The sequence below is a fragment of the Paenibacillus sp. B-A-8 genome (genome assembly GCF_048572915.1).
In the GTDB taxonomy this organism is placed as follows: Bacteria; Bacillota; Bacilli; order Paenibacillales; family Paenibacillaceae; genus Paenibacillus_AQ.
The window spans coordinates 3444386-3466193 of the sequence record NZ_CP183882.1 but is presented as its reverse complement, the minus strand read 5'-3'; the positions used below and the strand labels follow the sequence as shown (position 1 = coordinate 3466193).

The following is a 21808-nucleotide window of genomic DNA, read 5'->3' as shown; positions in this document are numbered from 1 at the left end:
TTTTAGTTAGCCGCCCATAAAAAACCTTTTCGCATCAGTTCCTTGGCTTCCGGAATATCGAAAACATCGGCATGATGCCCAAGTGAATTATAGAAAACCTTGCCTTTTCCCCATTTCTTTGTATATACAACGGGCATTGTGATGACACCATTCGCTGAATGCTCACCCTCACTCATTACAAACGTAGTAGTTGCTAAAACATCTACCGCCGGATCCACATGTAAATAGTATTGCTCCGATTTCACCTTAAAGTCTTGGATGCCCTCCACAATGGCGCTTGAGCCAGAGTGTACTATATTGACTTCGTACTCTACCCCATCGTTAAATGGATGCGCCACCCACTGAGATCCGGTCAAAAATTGCCAATCTGTATTGTTACGGAAGGAGTCGCACATCCCTCCATGACAACCGGCAATTCCTACGCCAGAAGCTACAGCCTTCAGAACGGAAGATACCTGATCATTGCTGATTTCTCCCATGGTCCACACCGGTACAATAAGACTTAAGTCGGCAAGCTTTTCTGCATTGTTGAAGCTATCTAGTGTATCAGACACTTCAACCTCAAAACCCTCAGCTTCAAGTATGCCAGCGAATATCGCAGCTACTTCATTAGGTTCATGCCCATCCCATCCACCTTTTACAATCAATGCCTTCTTCGTCATGCTGCAATCTCCTTTTTATATGAAATCTAGCTTACTTCCATCTGATGAAATTGTAATCCAGATTGGAGATATCTGCTCGCCATTTCACTTGTGTGAATGGTCATTTTTTGCTAAGTTTTAAAGGTGAACATTCAATTCAATTCAATTCAAATCGCATGAACAGGAGATCCTATGAAAGCTTTTCACGAAAATAGAACCTATCATTCGAATTTTCCTTTCACAGTAATAGTGTCTGATAATATAGATTTCCTAGCCCACTGGCATAATGATCTTGAATTAGTCTATGTATTCGAGGGCTCCATTCGGATGGGAATCAATTCGGAAACGCGGGTCTTGGAAGCTGGTGACATGGCTATATGTAGCAGCGGAGACATCCATTACTATGAGAGCAAGGACGGCAGTTCTAAGATAATGATGGTTATTTTTAATCCTTCTTTAATCGGTTTTCCTGGAGGGTGGCCCCTAAATGTGAGACTGACCTCTCCTTTTATTGATAAGTGCTTAGTCATTAGAGAAGATGAAGTAGCTATCAACAACCGGCTTTCTGCCATTATGCAGGAGCTTATGCGCGAATATAATCAGAAACTTGAATATCATGAACAGTTAATCATTGGCTTGTTGCACGAATGGAGTGGACTCATTTTACGGCATGTCCCTTTGGATAAAATAAATCCACAGAAAGACAAAAGGCGTATTACTAACATGAAGGTTATGCAGGAGGTTCTAGAATATCTCGACGTCAACTATATGCATTCCATCACACTTGCTGACGCTGCACGCCAAGCCAATATGAGCCTCTTTTATTTCTCACGCTTCTTTAAGAGAATTTCAGGTATGAGCTATATTGCGTACCTCAGCAACATCCGGGTTAATCAGGCAGAACAACTGCTGCTGACCACAGACAAATCCATTCTGGAGATCGCACTGGAATGTGGTTTCACTAATATCCGTACCTTCAACAGAGTATTTAAACAAATTAAACAGCGGACTCCAAGTGAATTGCGTTAAATCATTTATTGCGTAAAAAAGCCTATGATCCTTTGGCTCTGATCATAGGCTTAATTTAATTTGTTTACCTAAAGGTATTATCCGTTGATGGTTAAGTACAAATAGTACGGCTTATGGCTATCAATAACTACTGGGCTCCTACGATGGGATGCGGAACATACAGTTCTTCTAGGAATAATATTTCTTCAGGAGATAATTTCACCGATAGCGCATCTACTGAATCTTCGAGCTGAGCGATTTTCGTTGAACCAACAATAGGCGCAGCTACAGAAGCTTTTTGCAGCAGCCATGCAAGTGCGATATGTGTACGCGGAACACCGCGTTTCTCTGCCAATGAGGCTACTCGCTCAACAATCAACCGATCTACATCAGCGGTTGAATCATACTTGGATTTTTGAATGAGATCGGTTTCGGATCTACGCGTTGCTTCCGACCAATCTCGAATCAATCTTCCTGATGCTAGAGGACTGTAAGGAGTTACCGCAATTTTTTGATCCTGACAGAGCGGCATCATTTCTCTTTCCTCTTCGCGGTAGATGAGATTAAGGTGATTTTGCATGGATACAAAACGAGTCCAGCCATTCTTCTCGGCCACATGTAATGCTTTTTGAAATTGCCAAGCATACATGGCAGAGGCACCGATATATCTGGCTTTTCCAGACTTCACCACATCATGCAACGCTTCCATGGTTTCTTCAATGGGTGTGTTGTAATCCCAGCGGTGTATGATATAGAGATCCACATAATCGGTCCCAAGTCTTTTCAAACTGTTATCTATTTCGCTCATAATAGCTTTTCGGGAAAGCCCACCACCATTTGGACCTGGACGCATCTGCCCCCAGACCTTCGTGGCAAGAACAATTTCCTCCCGATTCGCATAGTCCTTAAGCGCACGTCCGATAATTTTTTCACTAGAACCACTTGCATAAATATTAGCCGTATCAAAAAAGTTGATGCCGAGCTCTAGCGCTCTTTTTATGATAGGACGGCTGTTCTCCTCATCAAGCACCCATTGATGCCCTCCAGGCAACACCTCTCCAAAGCTCATACAACCAAGGCAAATCCGTGAGATGTCCATTCCCGTATTTCCAAATTTAATATATTCCACAGAGCACGCCTCCATTTCTAAAGTTCTATAAGATTCAATTTCTACAGTGCCTCAAACCATTCATCATTGACAGCTTCAAACCATTCCGTTTCCCCTGGCGTCATGGCCAAATGCACGAACCAGCTATCCTTTGTCGCACCGTGCCAATGTCTTACATTAGGTGGAATGTTGACCACATCACCTGTTTTGAGCAATTGGGCAGGCTTCCCTTCTTCCTGATACCACCCATTTCCTCCGGTGACTAACAGAACTTGACCAACCCGATGCGCATGCCAGTTATTTCGGGCGCCTGGAGCAAAAGTTACATTACCAATCGCGGTATTAAGCGGCGCTGGATCTGTAAACACCATTTGCAAATAAGCGTCACCCGTAAAGTTTGCTTTAACTTTTTCCCCTAATGGAAAAATAGTACTGTTGCTGAGCTGTTCATTTTTCATCATAAATTCCTACTTTCTGTCTATTATTATTGTTGAAAAAATCAAGTGCTACGTCCCTCTTATTCACCCACTGGAAAGTCAGTTGAAGCTGCTTGATCGGTCTGCGACTCGTAGTCAGCAACACGGGCTTTCAGTGTCGAAATCGTGCTTGCCAGCGCTTGAGATCCGAGTACCATTCGCATCGGTGCTGGTTCTACTTCGACACTTTCAATGATGCGGGTAGCCATCCGCACAGGATCTCCAGGAGCTAAACTTTTAGAAGCATCCAACATGTTCAAAAAGCTATGTGCCGGATTCCCTTCGTATTCTGGCATTAGATTCGCAACCTGTGCGCTACCATATCGGAACTCAGTACGGGCGCCTCCTGGCTCTACCAATGTAATACCAATATTATAAGCAGCAACCTCCTGAGCAACTGAATCACAAAAGCCCTCAATGCCAAATTTGGTTGCATGATACAAAGAATTACCGGGAAAGGCTACCTGACCACCATAAGAAGAGATTTGAATAATGCGGCCACCACCCTGTGTACGCATATGCGGGAGAGCTGAGCGGATCAGCTGGATGGATCCCGTTAGATTGGTAGCAATAATATGATCAACTTCGGCATCAGAGAGTTCTTCAGCAGCCCCGAACAGACCATAGCCAGCATTACTTATGATAACGTCGATACTTCCAAGCTTTTCAAAAGAATCATCGACAAGATTACGAATAGCAGGAACATCGGTCACATCTAGAATCTCGCAACAGAAGGTTTCAGGATACTTCTTTATGAGGTCGGCGACCTTATCTTTGTTACGAACAGTGCCAATAACCTTGTCACCCTTCTCAAGAAGTTGTTTGGTCATCTCATAACCAAAACCACTACTGACACCTGTAATTAGCCATGTACGATTGTTCATAATCAATCCCTCCTATTAAACACTTTTCTCATCAAAATAAACGATTACTAGATAAACATATTGATATCACTTCTTAGATAACGAGTATTTAATACGCATAATTACAATAATGATCACATGTCTATTATTATAATCTGATTAAACTTGGTGCCAATTGTTAATTTGACGCGATTTGTATAGTAATAAACAAAATCGTCGAATTTGTTTATTTTCTGCTACGTATTTGCATATCTTTTATTAATTTAAGTGAATAAATTCAAACAGATATCCCCTTTGATGAGTTTGTTATAGTATGTTATATAAAGAATTCTTACTCTATTTTTGATTTATAAAGAAAGTTCGGTGAGCAAATTGCCTAAAGTTGATCGAAGAATCCTTAAAACACAGGAAGCCTTGAAGACAGCTGTAATTGACCTAATGTCCGTGAAAAAATTTGATGATATAACCCTTCAGGAACTCTCAGATAAAGCAAATGTGAGTCGTGGTACCATTTACCTTCACTACATGGATAAATATGATCTACTTGATAAACTTATCGAAAACCATATCAATGAACTTCGTGAGAAATGTGAAGCAGCATCAGATTTGGATTTTGTAACGGGATCTGTGATTTGGACGGAATATTTTGAGAGTAACTATACATTTTTCTCCATGATATTGGCTAGTAAAGGAGCACCTTTCTTCCGGAATCGCTTTCTAGAATTTCTAATCGAAGAGTTTAAAGACGAAGTGGATATCACAAAAGGTAAAAACGAAGGCTTAAATAAAGATCTAATCGTACAATTTCTAGCTTCTTCTTATGTGGGTGTCGTTGAATGGTGGTTTAAGAATGAAAGACCTGTAACTTATCTAGAATTAGCAGCGCAACTGGGAGCCTTGTTGGAAAGGAATTGTACAAATAACCCCTCATCCTAATGGATGAAGGGTTAACTTGAAAAAAAGTATCTTCCTTAGAAACCATATTTAGCTTCTTCAGCCTCTCGAATTTTGGCATAAGTCTCAGAGAGTACATAGGTATCTTCCACTAAGCGATCTATACGGAATAGCACATCATCATTTACTATTTCTTTTCGATAAAAATCCTTCTCTTCTATAAATACATACGTTTGAACAATTTGCGCTTTCATATAGGCTAATATCGGTTTCAATTGCTGCTCAGCTACCAGATAGTGACGTGCAGAACCTGCCGTGATGAGCATACTTACAACCTTGTGTTGAAATGCTTTTTCGGGTGCTAAATCGAATATATTCTTTAGTGTTGCTGGGATGGAAGCTTGAAATATAGGCGTTCCGATTACGATAACATCTGCTTCCATGATTGTTTGAATTACGTACTTGGTGTCCCCTTCGTATTCCAGATAATTGCGACCATCACTGAACTGAACATCATACTCCGCCAGATCTAGAAGCGTAACTTCTGCATCTTGGTATTTTTCATGAAACGAATTTACTGTGTAATTCATAGCGATTCTGGTTTTCGAGCCTATCTTTGACCCTGATAATGCTACAATTTTCATATTTCTGACCTCCTGGAGTTTATTTTTTTGCCGTATATTTTTTAATAGCTGGTAGAATTTCAGAACCGATTAAATCTATGTTTTTCATTAATTTTTCAAAAGGTACGCCACCAAAATCCATTTGTGCGATATATCGTTGATGGCCGAAAAGTTCATGTTGATATAGAATTTTCTCAATGATTTCCTGTGGGCTGCCAATATTCATAACATCGCGGGGATCGGCTCCTTGAGCAAACGCCTGTTTAGGAAAACCACGTCCATTGGTTAATTTCATTCCTTCGTTTATATATGGATAATAGGCTCTTTGTGCCTTTTGTGTAGTTTCATCCGCGTAAAAGAATCCAGCAGTCGCTACAGGCAGCTTCGACGGATCGAATCCGTTCTGGCTTGCAGCTTCACGATAAGCATCAATAGATCTTTTAAACAAGACTGCGGGACCCCCTAAATGGGCCAAAAACATAGGAACACCTGCAATGCCTGCTTTGATCGCACTGGCAGAAGTTCCCCCTACAGCTCTCCATATCGGTAAGTTTCCCTCAGGACGGGGGAGGATTCTTGCATTTTTGAGAGGGTTACGAAATTCTCCCTTCCAATTCATAACTTCGTTTTCATTTATCTTTAATAACAAGTCGAATTTTTCTTCAAATAATTCCTCATAATCATTAAGATCATAGCCCAATAATTCATATAACCCCACTCTAGAGGCACGGCCAGCTATTATTTCAGCTCGACCATTTGAAATCAGATCAATTGTAGCGAAATCTTCGTACACCCTAACTGGATCAGAGGTACTTATAATCGTAGATGAGCTACCTAGTTTCATTTTCTTAGTAGCCTGTGCAATTGCTGACAGCACAACGGTATGCGCCTGAGTAGCAAAATACTCTTGATGACTCTCTCCTACACTAAAAAAATCAATTCCTGCTTGCTCCGCTAATTGAGCCAAGTCAATAATTTCACGTATGCGTTGTTTGGCAGATATTCGGCTCCCAGTTTCAGGGTTCGCTAGATGATCACCTAATGTATAAAGTCCAAACTCTAAGCCGTTGTTGGCATTGATCCGATATTGTTCCATGATTATCCTCTTTTCTTTAAGAAGTTTGAATTCGTTTATGATTTGTTTATTCAATATAATTAAGTTAGTCACTATATTAAGTATAGTTAAATGCTTGCATAATGTCAAACTAATGATCCTGTTCCATTGCGCACTATTGCCGAACGAATCGGGATCTCCGTTGATTGGGATGTAGCAACTAGAACAGCGATCATTACCACGGATGATGACTTTCGTGCTGAACTCGAATCTACTGAGGAGGCTGTACTCTTACATATCGAAGAGGAAGATGGCGTAGAATCGCTTACGTTGAAATACGTCGATCGTTTAAAAAACGGGAGTTTGGACGAGAGTTTGGATTTAGGCATGGGGATGATGGAGACGACGTCCAAGTGAAGAGGAGCGGACAACTCGTTAGTGTCGGTCTGTTCTAATAAGTTCTTAAGAAGCAATTCAGTCATTTTGAGGTAAGTTACAAAGTTCATGATAAGAAAGTAACTCACACCTATGATATCGCGGGTAAATAAAGCATGTTTTTTGACATTCCTGAGGAAGTGACAATTGGGGAGATAACTTTCTTTGGGAAAAACGGTTACACATTCGAAACGTATTTCTGGTGAGTTGACAAGCTTAAACAAATGTAAAAGGTACCCTAGTTGGGTACCTTTTACGTTTGTTCACTGCTGGTCGAGCCATTATGTTGTATTGCGAGTCTAACCAGTATACTCGCACCATGACCTAGCATCGCTTCATCGATATTAAACTGTGGCTGATGGATAGCATGGAGAATTCCCTTCTCCTTATTGCCGCAACCAATAAAGGCGAAGGCACCAGGAACTTTTTCAAGATACCAACCAAAATCCTCACCAGCCAGACTTGGCTGCTCCAGAAGTATTACCTGATTCTCTCCTAGAACTGCACGGGCTGCATGAAGCACCTGTTGCACCGCTTCCGCATTGTTCACTACTGCAATTCCCTCACGTAGCTCCAGCTTGTATTTCCCTCCGTAAGAGTAAGACTCAGCTATAGCTGAAGCATGACGTTGTAAACCATTTGTAATTGCAGCTACCGTCGTCTTGGTAAATGCTCTGAACGTTCCTGTCAGTACACTGTGTTCAGCGATCACATTAACAGCAGTACCAGCCTGCAACGTTCCGAAGGCCAACACCGCCGCCTCCTGCGGATCGATTCGATTAGCCATCATTCCGTTAATCTCTCCTATATATCGTGCCGCCATCTGGATCGCATCTACAGCTCTATGCGGAGCACTATGATGACCGGATGTCCCTTGAAATTCCACCTTAAAGTGGCTGGATGCTGCCATGGCATCATAAGGGTGAATGCCAAGCGATCCGACTGGAAGCTCTGGCATGACATGTATCGCGTAGGCATAGTCGACACCTTCCAGCAAGTTATCCTCAATGAGATCGCGGCCGCCCGAGAGTAATCTTCCATCAAGCGGACTCTTGACAGCGCCTTCCTCAGCTGGTTGAAAGACGAAAATGATCGTGCCAATTAATCGTTCGCGGAAGGCTGCCAGGGTTCGGGCAGCCCCCAACAGCATAGCGGTATGGGCATCATGGCCACAGGCGTGCATGATGCCGTCATTGACTGACTTGTAAGGCAACTCATTGCACTCTTGTATCGGCAGGGCATCCATATCTGCCCTTAGAAGAAGAGTGGGCCCACTATTGCCATTGTCTGCTAAGCCTTGCAGAAGGCCGACCACTCCCATTCCGAAATGTTTGCCGACATTTCTCCGTACTGTAATCCCCCACTCCTCCAACAATTCTGCTACTTTATTAGAAGTGCGGACGACATCATACAGTAGCTCCGGATGGGCATGCAAATCACGACGGTATTCAATCATTTCATCCTGCAGCTGGCCGGCGTAATGCATCATCTCCGCAATATTCGAGTTTTGGTGGATTGCGAATACTGGATCAACCGTCAAATTTGCCCTGCTGGCTGAGAAGCTTTGGAATAGCGGTTCTCCGGCAACGGAATGCCGAGATTTCCACGTAGCGTGTCACTTTCATATTCAGTGCGGAACAAACCCCGCTCCTGCAGAATCGGAACTACCCGATCGATGAATTCCTCAAGTCCGTTAGGGACAGCAGCCGCAATCATAAATCCATCTGCCCCGCCACTCTCAAACCAAGTTTGAATCTGATCAGCTACTTGCTCTGGTGTGCCAATGAAGCTGCTGCGTGGGGTAGCCGATTGCAAGGCGACCTGTCGAAGCGTCAAGCCTCTCTCCCTCGCATCCTTTTTGATTTTATCCGTGCCGCTTTGGAAGCTATTGCGCCCCAACTCGCCAAGCTCAGGGAATGGCTCATCCAGCGGATATTGCGAGAAATCATGATGCTCGAAGAATCTGCCTAAGTAGTTCAGTGCATTTTCAATTGTTACAAGGCCAGCGACCTCCTGGTATTTGCGCTCTGCCTCCTCCGGCGTGTCACCGATGATTGGAGCGATTCCAGGGAAGATCAGCACCTCATCCGGATTCCGGTCAAACGAAGCTACCCGTGTCTTGACATCGTTATAGAATGCTTGGGCATCTTCTAGCGTTTCGTGTCCAGTGAAGATAGCATCTGCTTCCTTGGAGGCGTAATTCTTACCGACTTCCGAGGATCCTGCCTGAAATACGACAGGCTGCCCCTGTTTCGAACGAGCAATATTCAGCGGTCCCTTCACAGAGAAAAACTCTCCTTGATGGTCCAGGGTATGCATTTTTTGCGGATCAAAGAATACACCTGATTCCTTGTCTCGTACAAACGCATCATCCTCCCAAGAATCCCATAGTCCGCGTGTCACCTGCAAATATTCGGTGGCAATGCGGTAGCGCTTACCATGGTCAGGATGCTCTTTTTTGCTGTAATTCGAGGCAGAGCCTTCCAGAGGTGAAGTCACCACATTCCAGCCGGCCCGGCCGCCGCTGATTACATCCAGTGAGCCGAATTGACGAGCTACGGTAAATGGTTCACTGTACGAGGTAGACAACGTACCAACTAAACCGATGTTAGTACTGACGGCTGCGAGTGCGCTAAGAATGGTCAGCGGCTCAAACCGGTTAAGGAAATGAGGAATGGATTTTTCATTAATGTACAGACCGTCTGCGATGAAGATCAGATCCAACTTGCCTTCTTCTGCCTTCTGTACCCACTCTTTGTATAATTCAAAGTTTACACTGGCATCTGGTTTGGCATCTGGATGGCGCCACATCGACGTGCTGCCTCCTACCCCATGCAGCAGTGCACCCAGCTTCAGTTGTCTTGGTTTGGTCATGTTCATTCCTCCTAAAAGTTTTGTTTTAAATACAGATATAGAACTGAAAGTACTTCACTAAGCTCATTGCACAAACGATGCATTAGCTGCGCCCTGTTTGATTCGCTCGATCTGGCCAAGATGTCTCTCCACATGTGCAGTGAAGCCGTGCACGATATCGGAAATTTTCACGGTCTCCCCCTTGAAATTAATTCCGCTTTTCTCCCAATCTTCTTCGCTAAGGCGTTCAAACAAAAGGCTGTTATAGTAAAGCAGACTGCGGAACAGCTCCAGATTGTCGGAAGCATTTCCGCTGTTGGCGTACTGACCGCTAACCCAAGCATCCTGATTGAAGACGGGAAGCTGTGCAGTCGTAGCAGCGAGAATATCACGAATGCGGAACGAAACTACGATGCTGTGATCAGCCAGATGAGTCAGTACCTCAGTCACACTCCAACTGGCGGGTTCCGCCTTCCATTTCAGTTGCTCCTCCGTTAACCCGGCGGTCGACTTTACTAATTGATGGTACGTCCTTAAAAAATCACTGATTTGAACTCTGCTCATTAAATCCCCTCCAATATACGATCTGTTTGAGAATGATCCGGTGGTGCAAAACGAGATAACGAAAAAGGCTTGATATTATGACCGGTGACTCCACTGATCGCCAAGTCGGCCAGTATTTCACCTACAACACTAGAAAATTTAAAACCATGCCCCGAAAACCCTCCAGCTACCAGCACATTGGAGTGGAGCGGATGGCGGTCTATAACGAAATCTTCATCAGGCGTATGTTCATATTTGCATACAGAACCTTTTAGCAATCGGCCAGCTGCACCCGGCATGTATGACTCCAGTACCTTGCGGAGGTCACTCTCATCGCTGGGTTCACTGCCGAACGGAGCAAGCTGTGTACCTGGCTTCCATTCCAGCCCTGTATCGTGCCGGCCGATCTTCAGACCAGCTCCATCAATACTGGGAAATCCGTAATAGCCACCTTCCTCTGCTCCTAACGTAAAGCCAGGAAAATTACCCGCAGCAAAAGCAAGGGAGCTCTCAAACCAGCCCACAACTTTGCGGATTGCTTTAATCGGCAAATGTACAAAAGGTGCCAACGTACCAAACCAAGCTCCGGTACTAAGGATAGCTGCCGCTCCGTGATAATCGCCATTTGTCGTATGAACCGTAATGCTACCTTCGCGAGCGGTAATATTCACTACTGGAGTGTTCGTCAACAGTTCCGCACCATGTCCAAGGGCAAGCTGGCGGTAGGCGGAAATACAGCGTTCGCTGTACAAATACCCGGCATCTGGTTCATACATTGCTGCGAATGATTCCGGTATGTTCAGTGCCGGCCAGCGCCGCCGGATCTCTTCGGCATCCAGATGCTGGACCTGCACCTTCCGTTTCTTCGCTTCTTCGAGACGACCGTTGAAGGAATATACTGTGCTATCCGCGAGATTCAACACGCCTGAGCGGACAAGCAGTTCTGTTCCGCTCAACTGTTCCGCTTCTTTCCATAGTGTATCTGCCCGCAAAGCTAAATCAATGTAGGCGGGATCACCGCTGTAAGCATGTCGGATCAGCCGGGATTCCCCGTGATGGCTGCCCTGTGTATGAGGTGGATCAAAGGCATCAACTAGTAGCGTCTTCACTCCGCGCCTTGCAAGATTGTAACCAGCGCTCATGCCCATCGAGCCTGCGCCTACGATAATTACATCATAACTTTTATGTTCAGCTATAATTCTGCACCTCCACCGGAATTGTAGTTCTCAAGGGAACGTACAGCCGCATCCGCAAGGAATTGTGCTGCCACAGGGAGTGCCTGTTCATCCAGATTGAAGGCTGGATGATGCCATTCTTGGCTTCCTTCAGTACCAATAAAGACGAACAATCCCGGTACCACGCGCTGATAGAAAGCAAAATCCTCACCGGCCAGTGAAAGCTCTGGTTTGACCGCTCGGTAGCCAAGAGCTTCAGCCGACTCTACTCCTAACGCCGCTAAGGCGGTGTCGTTGATAACCGGAGGCGGCCCTTCAATCCAGCGGACAGTGGCTTTTGCTCCAAGAGCAGCTGCCACACCAGTCGCCACTTCCCGAAAGCGGTCAAGTACTTTGCTGCGCACTGTTTCATCAAAGGTGCGGATCGTCCCCTCAAGCACGGCTTTTTCGGGGATGATATTCCATGAATTTCCGCTGTGAATTTGCGTCACACTGACCACCGCACTCTGCAGTGGACTGACATTGCGGCTTACTATGGATTGGAATGCAGTCACAATATGCGAAGCAGCTACAATTGGGTCTATCCCAGCCTCCGGAACGGCAGCATGAGAACTGCCACCTTGCACTTCAATGACAAACCCGTCAGCCGCTGCCATTAAAGGGCCCGCCGTAATACCAATCGTTCCGACTGACAGTTCCGGCTTGTTATGCAACCCGATTACTGCCCGGACTTCTTTTAGCGCCCCGCTAGCAATGATCCGCTGTGCCCCTTGCGCCTTCTCCTCGGCCGGTTGAAACAACAGGCGTACCGTTCCCTGCAATTGATGTTCTTTCTGCTTCAATTGATAGGCAGCACCGATCAAAGCTGCGGTATGGAAATCATGTCCGCAGGCATGCATTTTGCCGGGATACACCGAAGCAAAGGCCGCTCCGGTTTCCTCCTGTATCGGCAAGGCATCAATATCGGCGCGCAGCGCGATGACCGAACCGGACTGCTTGCCCCCAATTTCTGCGATCACTCCGGTAGATAAACCGTAATCTACGACCCTGATTCCTGCCCGCTCCAACAGGGAAATAATATATTTTGTTGTCTCATATTCTTCGTTGGACAGTTCCGGGTGCCGATGCAGATGACGGCGTATCCCGATTAATTCTTCTCCAAGCGCTTCCGCACTCAGCTCTATTGCTTTGCTTGTCATATACAGTCACCCTCCTTTACACGATCTTTTGTGTGCCCCTGATCCGCCCGCTTATGCTTCTGCCGGCACTTCAGCTATAGCTTCGCTCAGCAGTTCAAAGGAACGGAGTCGTTTGTCAAACGGCTGTACATTCGTAGTTATGATAAACTCCTCAACACCGGATGCTTCCGAAAGTCCCAACAGCTGTTCACGCACAGATGCCTTTGTTCCTTTGGTAATCTCCGGTTCCAGCTCTTCAATTGTGTAGGCTTCATTACTCTGCCGGGCAAATTCTTCCGCCTGTTCCTGAGTCCCAACAGTTAGCTTCTTTCCGCTTGCCAGCTGAATCCGAATCAACTTATGCGCACCTGCCAGTTCTTTCGCTTCCTCTTCAGTATCAGCCACCACTAGTGCTAAAGCGATAATTGCTTGCGGTTGTCTGCCCTGTGAAGAAACAAAACCGCTGCGGTAAGCACGAATAGCATCTAGCGCTACTGTCTTATCGCTATTAATAAATAAGGAGAACACATAAGGTAATCCAAGTTCAGCAGCAATCTCTGCACTGCCTACACTCGCGCCAAGCACATATAGCTCAGGCGGAGTACCAGGAAGGGGACCTGCCTTCAACCCTGCCAGCGGATGGTTTTCTTCAAGCCGGTTATGTACATACTTCTCCAGCTCGATGATTTTGTCCGTTAGGCTAGGGGATTCAGCCCTTCCTTGCTGAAGTGCCTGAGTGCTGCGCGGAAGACCGCCGGGAGCACGTCCCACACCAAGATCCACTCGGCCAGGTGCCAGCGTAGCTAGTACATTAAAGTTCTCCGCCACTTTATACGGGCTGTAATGCTGGAGCATAATGCCACCTGATCCAATGCGAATGCGCTCTGTTTTGGCCAACAGATGTGAGATGAGTACTTCAGGGGAAGAACCAGCTACCTGCTCGGAGTCATGGTGCTCGGAAACCCAGAATCGTTGAAATCCAAGCTCCTCGGACAGTTGTGCCAGCTTAATGGTATGCTGGAATGCTTCCTCCGGCGTTTCTCCCGGATAGATCGGACTTTGATCGAGTACGCTGATTGTAATAGCCATTGTTTTTCCTCCTATATGGAATAGTTAAATTCAGGTGTGATCCGCTTTAGGAACTGCTTCGTTCTTTCTTCGCGCGGATGGTTAAACAGCTCTGTCGGCGTTCCTTCTTCAACAATGACGCCTCCGTCCATAAAAACCACATGATTTGCCACATCACGAGCAAACCCCATTTCATGGGTGACTACAATCATTGTTATACCTTCCTTGGCAATTTTTCGGATAACAGCCAGCACCTCACCCACTAACTCAGGGTCCAGCGCCGATGTTGGTTCGTCGAACAATATAACCTCTGGCTCAAGCGCCAAGGCTCGAGCAATCCCTACACGCTGCTGCTGACCCCCGGATAGCTGACTCGGGTAGGCGTCCAGCTTGCTGGCAAGACCAACCTTTTCAAGCAGCGCTATGCTCCGCTTTCTCGCTTCGTCCTTCGGAAGCTTCTTGACAATTAGCAGCCCTTCCATCACGTTCTCCAGCGCGGTTTTATGACGGAACAAATTGTACTGCTGAAATACCATTGCCGTTTTTTGCCTAAGTTGATGAATCTCCTTTTTACGAGCATGTTTGCAGTCTACTTTGAAATCGCCGATAGCGATCTCTCCGCTACTTGGCTTCTCCAGATAATTCACGCAGCGTAAGAGAGTAGTTTTGCCTGAGCCACTGGGACCGAGAATGACGACAACCTCTCCCTTCGTCACCGTTAAATCTATATTGTTTAACACCTGATTCCGACCGAATGACTTCGAAATTTGTGCAAGTTTGATCATGCTACTCCACCTCGATTGTACAGATTGATCCTTCTCTCAATGACCGATGTCACGCGTTCGATCAGAAACGTTAGTGCCCAGAAGATCAGCGCTGCCGCTAGATAAGCCTCAAAAAACTTCCAGTTCGTCGAAGCCACTATCTGTGCCTTAGCATTGATATCCACCACCGAAACCGTAAAAGCAAGGGTAGATCCGTGCAGCATACCGATTACTGAATTCGAAAGATTAGGCAGACTTGCCGCCAGCGCTTGAGGAAAAACAATCCGTTTCAGTGCTTGGGGAGTAGTCATACCGATAGAGTGGGCCGCTTCTAGCTGACCACGATCCACAGCGAGCAGACCGGAACGGACGACCTCTGACATATAAGCTCCAGCTGTAATCGAGAACGAAATATATGCAAAACCGATCATCGGAATCGAAACCGATCTAAAGCTCCAGCCGAAATGCGCCGCCAGACCATCAATCAGTACAGGAAGCCCAAAATATATAAGCAGCAGATGCGTCAGCATCGGTGTCCCTCGGATGAAAGTTACATAACCAACTGCCAAGGGGTAGAGCAGTGGAACTCTGTATAGCCGGATTAAGGCTACAGCCACGCCAATCACAAAACCAATTAACACAGAGACACAGGTAATATATAAGGTCGTAGGAATTGCACTCAGAATTTGCACCAGAGCGGTCCATATAAACGATGGGTCTAGTTTCATAATCCGGTACCTCCTTTGCCCGTTCCTAATTCTGCAATAATGCGACGGTAGGACCAGCTTTTGTTGATTTTGAACAAATTTCTCTTCGGTGTATTCCGTTTCTCATGCCTCAGCAGATGGTGTTCTGCTACAAGCAGCAGCTTCTCAATCGTAAAGCTGATGACCAGATAGATAAGCGCAAGCGCGATATACGTTTCAATAAAATGCTGTGTTAGACTGCCAAGCGTCTGAGCTTTACCTGACATTTCCATCACCCCGAGGGTAAAAGCTAATGACGTATCTTTCAGTAGTGCAATTACTAGATTAGAGAATACTGGAACTGCTATACCTAGCGCTTGGGGCAGCACGATTCGTGTAAAAGCTTGAAACCCCGTCATCCCCGCAGCATATGCAGCCTCCACCTGCCCCTTATCCACCGCCATCACAGAAGCCCTAATCATTTCGGACATGTATGCTCCCGTATGCAGACCGTAGGTCAGAATCACAAAGACAAGTACTGGAGTTCGGGTCATATCCACATGGACCAGCTTCATGATTTCAGGCAAACCATAATAAAACAAGAAGAGCTGGATAAGAATCGGAGTTCCCCGAAAAAAAGAAATATAGATTTCGGAGAGGGTCTTTAACACAGGCACTTTATAAAGTCTTGGCAGAGCTACGAGAAAGCCGACAATAATTCCTGTCAGTAGAGAACAGGCGACAATCAGAAGCGTGGTGCTTAAAGTCCCTAGTAACTTAGGCAAAAACGAAAATACAAAACTGATATCAAACTGTGCGCCCATATATTCCCTCCCTTCCCGTGCTCACCGGTTCAATCATTTAACCGAATCCGCTGTAACATCCGCACCCAGCCATTCCGTGCTCAGCTTACCCAGTGTTCCGTTTGTCTTCAGCTCTTTAATCGCACTGTCAATCGCATCTGACAGCTTTTGTGAATCGGCATCATCCTTGCGGAAAACATAGAGGATGTCTGCGGAGGACAGCTCGTCGCCCGAAGCTTTTAGCTGACTCTGCGGATCAATGATCGGAAGGACAAAATCTGCAGCTAGCGTAGCGTCCACACGCCCAGTACTAATCTGTGCGACGGTATCATTCGCTGCACCGTTCTGATACACGATATTAATTGCGTTGTCATGCTCTTTATTGTAGTTCTCCAGAATTTGCGCTTGTGCGCTTGTCGCACCGACTAACACCTTTTTTCCTTTAAGATCATCGAGTGATTGGATCGAATCATTATCCTTCGCCACTACGATGCGGTTTCTCCAGTGGGCATAGGCTTCTTTGTTAAAAGAATATTTCAATTCCCGCTCTGGATTTTTCTCCATGACATGGGCGACAAGATCGATTTTTTTAGTTTCCAGACTCAGCAGTAAATTACTGAAATCCATGGTTTGAAACTCAAATTCATATTCTGGCAGCTGCTTATCGATTTCTTTGAGCAGTTCTACATCGAAGCCTGTAAGCTTGCCGTTCTCATCTATGAAGCAGACTTTCGGAAAAGCAGTACCCGTACCTACGATGATTTTAGTTACCTTTTCCGAAGCATTAGCTGGTGTTGCGGCATCAGCCACATTTCCGTTCTTACTGCTGTTCGTGCTGCTATTTCCGCAACCGGCAATCGCCAGTGTCAATAACGACGCAATTACTAGTGAAATGGACTTTTTCATTGTTCTATCCCCTTTGAATGAATTGTGGTTTATCTATAAGTGTTTTTTTCATCAGATACATAATGCCGTCACCATTCTGCTGGTCCAGCTCCAGAAACCGTTCATACCCCCGTCGTTCATACATTTGAACTAACCATGGGTGCTTCTTCGCCGTTGCCAGCGTGACCGCAGCCGAACCCAATTGTCCAGCAATAATGTGCTCTTCTACCCAATCCAGAAGCTTTCCACCATAACCTCTGTTACTGTAATCCGGATGAGCAGCAAACCATTTAATAAAAGGAAGTGGGCTAATCTTCTTAATCTCTTCTTCTTTTGAGAGGGTTATCGTTGCAACGATCGTTTCATCAACTTCAAGCACATAACACTCATTCGTAGCAATATTGTCTTCAATAAGTGCCAAGTCAGCTGTAGCCGCCGGCCAATGCAGCCCGAGCTCACGAATTAGCTCATACGCACGATATGTAACCTCTAGCAAATTCTCCGCATCTTTCAGTTCTGCCAGCCTGTATGTCTCACTCATCGTAAGCTCTCCATCCTTTCGAATTAAATTTATAATTCCTATCGAAATAGTCGTGATTATATGCAATTAACTTTATCACTGCATGTGCCGATGCGCTAATAGAGTTTTTTAATACATCTATACAATTAGTCGATCTCCCGTTTTACCAATCCCGAGTTCAAGTAGAGTTTCTATGAATTCAGCGTTCTCACCATTAAGTGAAATCAGGCTGGTCCGTAAGGAGATGCCTTCCGTCTCCGCAATATCCACCCGTACTAACGTCCCTGCCGATACCTCTTCTTGTACACTGAGTGCCGGAAGAAAACATATGCCTGCTTTTTTCAACACCAGCTTCTTGGCCGTCTCCAGGTTATCCACCTGATATTCAATCTTCGGCGGCTGTTCCATGCTCTCAAATACACGATGCAGCCGCATCCAATCTAAAGACCCACATTCAAAAAAGACTAACGTCTCCTGGCGAATATCTTCCAGCGATGTACGTTGTGCCTTTGCTAAGCGGTGCCCCTTCTCTACATACAACGAAATGGGGTCTTCGCAGAAAGGAAAGGCTTGAATGGCTGGATTTACGACCTTCCGAATAAAAGCCAGATCTAGCTCTTTGGATTTCAGTTTATCAATCAACACTTCCGTAGAAGCTGTCATCAGCTTGATCGTGATATGCGGATACTTACGCTTCAAATGAAGCATTAGATGGGGCATCAGATAATTGGACACCGAGACAGTACTGCCAATCCTCAGCTCATTCGGAATATGCCCCTTGGCCTGAACCTGATGTTTACCGTTCTGATAGATCTGGAGAATCTGCTGGGCATAGGGAAGAAATTGCTTCCCTTTATCCGTTAGGCTAATCTGCTTACCCAACCGATCAAACACTCTGCAATCCAATTCCCTTTCGAGCGATTGAATCCGTGCCGTAACTGTCGGCTGAGAAATATATAGGACTTCGGCCGCTTTATTGAAGCTTCCATAATGGTTGATGTAGACAAAAGCCTCAATATTTTCAATGTTCATCCCTATTCCCCCTAAATTTCTGTTAACTTTACTATTCCGATGAAAAAACAATGAAATATAGCGTTGCTTTCCTATAGATTTTGTTTATATCTTATTCACGCCCCCATTTTTTGTCAACTTAAATTCCGTGTAAAATAATCGGATTTTAAAAAATCCGACGTATAATTAATACATAAGTTCAACGTTTGAACTGAAGAAGCGTTAACGAATCCCTTTGTAATCGACTGTTATGTTTATTTCATATAAAGCTTTTCTATTCATTTATCAAGATTATAAAATACCCCTTATATAACTCGGAATTATCGTATATAATGACTCCATTCGTATGAACTATACATTTAATTGAAAGGGGATCGCGAGAATATGTCACAAGAGATTATTATCCGTGAAGCTGAGAATCATGATCGTGATGCCATCGCTGAAGTGATACTGGACGCTTACCACCAATATTCAAAGATCATGCCCGAACCGTTATGGCTGGAATACCGGAAATCGCTTCTTGATTCCGTCCATGGAGATGCCCCAATTGTGCGAATCATCGCTGAGCTCAATGAGCAAATCGTTGGTAGCGCACTATTGTTCTCTTCCTCGGAAACGGCTTACGGTAAGCCAGAGCTAGGTATTCACTCCCCTATCCTGCGCCTGCTTGCCGTGTCCCCATCTGCTCGCGGCCTCGGCGTTGCGACCCATCTGATTCACGAAGCTGCAAGGAGATCCCGCGAGTTGGGTGCCGCCACTTTAAATCTGCATACCTCAGAAATGATGGCTTCAGCAATCAAGCTCTACTATCGCTTAGGCTTCAAACGGGCGTATGAGACCGATCTTATGAACGGCGAAACCCTGGTACAGGGTTTCCAACTAGACCTACTACCTTTAGTTCGTACTACAGCAGGATAAATATAGACTCTGAGTTCATACTGACTCATTGCGTGCCTGCGTTACCTTCGAAACACTTTTCACTTGCAGCTTATCAATGACGAAGATTAATATGTCTTGAAATAATAAAAAGCTTCGGGAAGCTTCCCGAGGCTTTTTTATTTTCCTTTTTTGTAGGTGATTTCTTTAGAACTTACAGTGATATTCCCCTCATTATCGGCATCATCCATTCGTTGATCTGTAGTAACGGTTGCACTGGAGGGAATTGATGAATAGCTGGCACCCCTCTGCTTCTTTTTTACATCATAGAGATAATAAGAAACATTCTTAACCTTCAGCCCTATAGTATCCTTGTACAAAAGTTCTACTGAATAGGATTTTATCACAGCTACATTAGCGTCCATCCATCCTACAACTTCAACCGCTGCATCTTCTTGGTCGCTATCAGTCTTAATAGAGCTGATGGGAAGCCCATCCTGATTATAAAAATTAATTTTTTGTGGAGCTATTTTCAAATAATCGATATCGATATCATGGATTCGGTTTGGGTTGATCTCTGCTGTATCCATCCAAGCAATCGTGCCCGCCGGGTTCCACTTTATTTTCTCAGAAGATATATATTGCTCTTGTGGTAACGGTACAGTACGTAGCGAAGCTCCTTTATTATCGTAAAAGGTTAACTGCCCGCTCTCATCATCATGTACAAATCTCTTAAAGGTTGGTGAAAGAAATAGGGATGGCGCCCCAGTCGTCGAATGAGGGATTACGCGATATTTCAGAAGATGGACATCATCCTTTCCTTTCTTCAGATCAAAGATCCATACATTACCGAGGTAACTCTGCATAAACAATTTTTGCTCATCAGCTTTCCATTGAAATTTATAAATGTAATCATAATCATCAGAAAGCGGCCAAAAGTCTTCCCGAAGTCGTTCGATTGTTCCTGTAACAACATTATATGAGGACAAATGATATTTCCCAGCTTCTTTCGTCAGATCCGATTCCAGAAATAATAGATGATCCTCGTCCAACGGGATTAGCATATTATAGTTGTTCATAAAGGCATTGTTCCAACGATTATTGGAATCGTTCAGCTCATCACTCCAATTCACCTTAACCTCATCCGTAGCAGGATCATGGGCTAGCAAAGCATTGATTGCATTGTGGTCGCCATAGAAAAAATGAATGGTGTGATATGTGATTCCCTGCAGTTCAACTACTGCTCCACCGTTTAATATATAGTTATTTTCGGATATGCCTATTGGTTTAGCCACCAGATCTCCATTTGAGCTCCGTACTGCATTAAACTCCAGCCCCTTAAATGTTGAAGCCATGAACGTAATCTTTTTTAACTCGGCAGTTGATTCCTTAGTAAGGCTGTAACCTGTGCTCGTTTCGTTCACATTCATTAACATGCCTTGCTCACTTGATTCGTTAATCCATAAATGAAAGGCATATTTATGATTATCTGAAATTAGAACAATATCGTAGTTAGGAGTTGCGGTATTTAAAATCCCTGGTATTTGTACAGCGTTACGGATGGCTCGGACGAAAATTTCTATGGTTTCATGATCTATGTATTCTTCCTTTATGTTAGCATTCACAGAACCATGTGCTAGAGAGTTCGCTATTGTAATTCGCTTTATGTCCTCATCGATTTTTAGATTATTGGTTTCTGTTTGTTGATCATTTGTTTGAAATAAGTGAAGCAATACTGCTTTTTCTGTTTCCGGCAATTTGTAATGTCCATTTTGTCCTGATTTGGTGAAAAGACCTTGATTCTCGCCCTTAATCCAGAATGAGAACTTTTCGTTTTCTTTATTTTTCATTTCAACAATAGCTTCATAATCAGGTGCTGCAATATCAAGCTTGGCGCTGTCATACTCAGCAGTATGTATAGCTTTGAATTGTTTTATTAACTTGCTGTCCGTTAGGGTCATCGATTCACCGCTATCGCTCAGGATTGTTATGGAATGAACAGAGCTTATATCGATCAGCATTTGATTCGCTTTATCCTTATTCCCTGTATTTATACATCCAACAATGATTACTGAAATGACTGCTAAAAGGGCTAGTAGATTTATCCTTTTCATATAGGCTCCCCCTTCGTATTCTCTCTTCTTTAACGCCAAATAGAGGATAAAGTTGCAAAAAATGAGATTTAGCACCTATTAAAAAGTATTAATTAGATCAAACTAGCCTGTAGTAAATGGCTCAGATTCTTATCCTGAACTAAGTAAAATTGTTTGTAGCAATAAAAAAAGCCACCGTACAGGCCTGTTCTCCTGTAAGGCAGCTCTCTTTTATCCTAACGATTGGATGA

The 21808-nt window shown here is 44.6% G+C and carries 23 protein-coding genes; 4 read left to right on the top strand and 19 right to left on the bottom strand.

All coding sequences use genetic code 11. The annotated features are described in order from the left end of the window. Positions 1 to 2: 2 nt before the first annotated feature. Positions 3 to 662: a ThuA domain-containing protein gene (locus ACN6MV_RS15315; protein WP_375102966.1), complete on the bottom strand. Its 660-nt coding sequence runs from the start codon at positions 660 to 662 to the stop codon at positions 3 to 5. Between the two features lie 171 nt (positions 663 to 833). On the opposite strand from ACN6MV_RS15315, the gene ACN6MV_RS15310 reads away from it, so the two are divergent. Continuing rightward, positions 834 to 1670 carry an AraC family transcriptional regulator gene (locus ACN6MV_RS15310; protein ID WP_419884295.1) on the top strand — a complete coding sequence of 279 codons (837 nt, stop codon included), beginning with the start codon at positions 834 to 836 and terminating at the stop codon, positions 1668 to 1670. A gap of 127 nt (positions 1671 to 1797) precedes the next feature. Here the strand turns inward: ACN6MV_RS15310 and ACN6MV_RS15305 are convergent, their stop codons facing one another. From ACN6MV_RS15305 to ACN6MV_RS15295, 3 genes are read right to left on the bottom strand one after another with little or no spacing between them, the layout of a single operon-like run. Then, positions 1798 to 2778 (bottom strand): aldo/keto reductase, encoded by a 981-nt coding sequence (locus ACN6MV_RS15305; RefSeq protein WP_419884294.1) that lies wholly within the window; start codon positions 2776 to 2778, stop codon positions 1798 to 1800. A 41-nt stretch (positions 2779 to 2819) separates the two neighbouring features. Continuing rightward, positions 2820 to 3215 carry a cupin domain-containing protein gene (locus ACN6MV_RS15300; protein ID WP_076120921.1) on the bottom strand — a complete coding sequence of 132 codons (396 nt, stop codon included), beginning with the start codon at positions 3213 to 3215 and terminating at the stop codon, positions 2820 to 2822. Between the two features lie 59 nt (positions 3216 to 3274). Next, positions 3275 to 4117, bottom strand: coding sequence for an SDR family oxidoreductase (locus ACN6MV_RS15295; protein WP_419884293.1), 843 nt, complete (start codon positions 4115 to 4117; stop codon positions 3275 to 3277). Positions 4118 to 4468: 351 nt separating this feature from the next. Here ACN6MV_RS15295 and ACN6MV_RS15290 point away from each other — a divergent pair, with 351 nt between their 5' ends. Continuing rightward, entirely contained in the window at positions 4469 to 5032 is a 564-nt protein-coding gene (locus ACN6MV_RS15290) for a TetR/AcrR family transcriptional regulator (RefSeq protein ID WP_419884292.1), read from the top strand. Between the two features lie 35 nt (positions 5033 to 5067). On the opposite strand, the gene ACN6MV_RS15285 is transcribed toward ACN6MV_RS15290, so the two are convergent. Next, complete coding sequence (locus tag ACN6MV_RS15285) at positions 5068 to 5634, bottom strand: NADPH-dependent FMN reductase (RefSeq protein WP_042127818.1); 567 nt, start codon at positions 5632 to 5634, stop codon at positions 5068 to 5070. Positions 5635 to 5653: 19 nt separating this feature from the next. Beyond that, positions 5654 to 6709 carry an LLM class flavin-dependent oxidoreductase gene (locus ACN6MV_RS15280; RefSeq protein ID WP_419884291.1) on the bottom strand — a complete coding sequence of 352 codons (1056 nt, stop codon included), beginning with the start codon at positions 6707 to 6709 and terminating at the stop codon, positions 5654 to 5656. A 126-nt stretch (positions 6710 to 6835) separates the two neighbouring features. On the opposite strand from ACN6MV_RS15280, the gene ACN6MV_RS15275 reads away from it, so the two are divergent. Beyond that, complete coding sequence (locus ACN6MV_RS15275) at positions 6836 to 7084, top strand: hypothetical protein (protein ID WP_419884290.1); 249 nt, start codon at positions 6836 to 6838, stop codon at positions 7082 to 7084. Between the two features lie 271 nt (positions 7085 to 7355). Here the strand turns inward: ACN6MV_RS15275 and ACN6MV_RS15270 are convergent, their stop codons facing one another. The 12 genes from ACN6MV_RS15270 to ACN6MV_RS15215 all read right to left on the bottom strand — a co-directional run bounded on the left by ACN6MV_RS15270 (position 7356) and on the right by ACN6MV_RS15215 (position 18609). After that, positions 7356 to 8642 carry a M20 metallopeptidase family protein gene (locus tag ACN6MV_RS15270; RefSeq protein WP_419884289.1) on the bottom strand — a complete coding sequence of 429 codons (1287 nt, stop codon included), beginning with the start codon at positions 8640 to 8642 and terminating at the stop codon, positions 7356 to 7358. After that, positions 8639 to 9976, bottom strand: coding sequence for an LLM class flavin-dependent oxidoreductase (locus tag ACN6MV_RS15265; RefSeq protein WP_419884288.1), 1338 nt, complete (start codon positions 9974 to 9976; stop codon positions 8639 to 8641). Before ACN6MV_RS15265 ends, ACN6MV_RS15270 begins: the two co-directional genes overlap by 4 nt. A 63-nt stretch (positions 9977 to 10039) precedes the next feature. Continuing rightward, positions 10040 to 10519: a DinB family protein gene (locus ACN6MV_RS15260; protein WP_419884287.1), complete on the bottom strand. Its 480-nt coding sequence runs from the start codon at positions 10517 to 10519 to the stop codon at positions 10040 to 10042. Then, positions 10519 to 11694 (bottom strand): N-methyl-L-tryptophan oxidase, encoded by a 1176-nt coding sequence (solA, locus tag ACN6MV_RS15255; protein ID WP_419886765.1) that lies wholly within the window; start codon positions 11692 to 11694, stop codon positions 10519 to 10521. The genes ACN6MV_RS15260 and solA overlap by 1 nt, the downstream gene beginning before the upstream one ends. Continuing rightward, a complete protein-coding gene (locus ACN6MV_RS15250) occupies positions 11691 to 12872 on the bottom strand; it encodes an amidohydrolase (RefSeq protein ID WP_419884286.1) in 1182 nt (393 codons plus the stop codon). The genes solA and ACN6MV_RS15250 overlap by 4 nt, the downstream gene beginning before the upstream one ends. 51 nt (positions 12873 to 12923) lie before the next feature. Next, entirely contained in the window at positions 12924 to 13940 is a 1017-nt protein-coding gene (locus ACN6MV_RS15245) for an LLM class flavin-dependent oxidoreductase (RefSeq protein ID WP_419884285.1), read from the bottom strand. 11 nt (positions 13941 to 13951) lie between these two features. Beyond that, positions 13952 to 14704 (bottom strand): amino acid ABC transporter ATP-binding protein, encoded by a 753-nt coding sequence (locus tag ACN6MV_RS15240; RefSeq protein WP_042127800.1) that lies wholly within the window; start codon positions 14702 to 14704, stop codon positions 13952 to 13954. Continuing rightward, positions 14701 to 15411 (bottom strand): amino acid ABC transporter permease, encoded by a 711-nt coding sequence (locus tag ACN6MV_RS15235; RefSeq protein WP_419884284.1) that lies wholly within the window; start codon positions 15409 to 15411, stop codon positions 14701 to 14703. Before ACN6MV_RS15235 ends, ACN6MV_RS15240 begins: the two co-directional genes overlap by 4 nt. Then, positions 15408 to 16193: an amino acid ABC transporter permease gene (locus ACN6MV_RS15230; protein ID WP_419886703.1), complete on the bottom strand. Its 786-nt coding sequence runs from the start codon at positions 16191 to 16193 to the stop codon at positions 15408 to 15410. Before ACN6MV_RS15230 ends, ACN6MV_RS15235 begins: the two co-directional genes overlap by 4 nt. 33 nt (positions 16194 to 16226) lie before the next feature. Beyond that, entirely contained in the window at positions 16227 to 17078 is an 852-nt protein-coding gene (locus ACN6MV_RS15225; RefSeq protein ID WP_419886702.1) for a transporter substrate-binding domain-containing protein, read from the bottom strand. A gap of 4 nt (positions 17079 to 17082) precedes the next feature. Then, positions 17083 to 17598: a GNAT family N-acetyltransferase gene (locus ACN6MV_RS15220; protein ID WP_419886701.1), complete on the bottom strand. Its 516-nt coding sequence runs from the start codon at positions 17596 to 17598 to the stop codon at positions 17083 to 17085. 117 nt (positions 17599 to 17715) lie between these two features. Continuing rightward, positions 17716 to 18609 (bottom strand): LysR family transcriptional regulator, encoded by an 894-nt coding sequence (locus ACN6MV_RS15215; RefSeq protein WP_341112907.1) that lies wholly within the window; start codon positions 18607 to 18609, stop codon positions 17716 to 17718. Between the two features lie 363 nt (positions 18610 to 18972). On the opposite strand from ACN6MV_RS15215, the gene ACN6MV_RS15210 reads away from it, so the two are divergent. Further along, positions 18973 to 19506 (top strand): GNAT family N-acetyltransferase, encoded by a 534-nt coding sequence (locus tag ACN6MV_RS15210; protein ID WP_341112906.1) that lies wholly within the window; start codon positions 18973 to 18975, stop codon positions 19504 to 19506. 137 nt (positions 19507 to 19643) lie between these two features. Here ACN6MV_RS15210 and ACN6MV_RS15205 read toward each other — a convergent pair whose 3' ends face one another. Then, positions 19644 to 21578 carry a hypothetical protein gene (locus ACN6MV_RS15205; RefSeq protein WP_419886700.1) on the bottom strand — a complete coding sequence of 645 codons (1935 nt, stop codon included), beginning with the start codon at positions 21576 to 21578 and terminating at the stop codon, positions 19644 to 19646. Positions 21579 to 21808 lie beyond the last annotated feature (230 nt).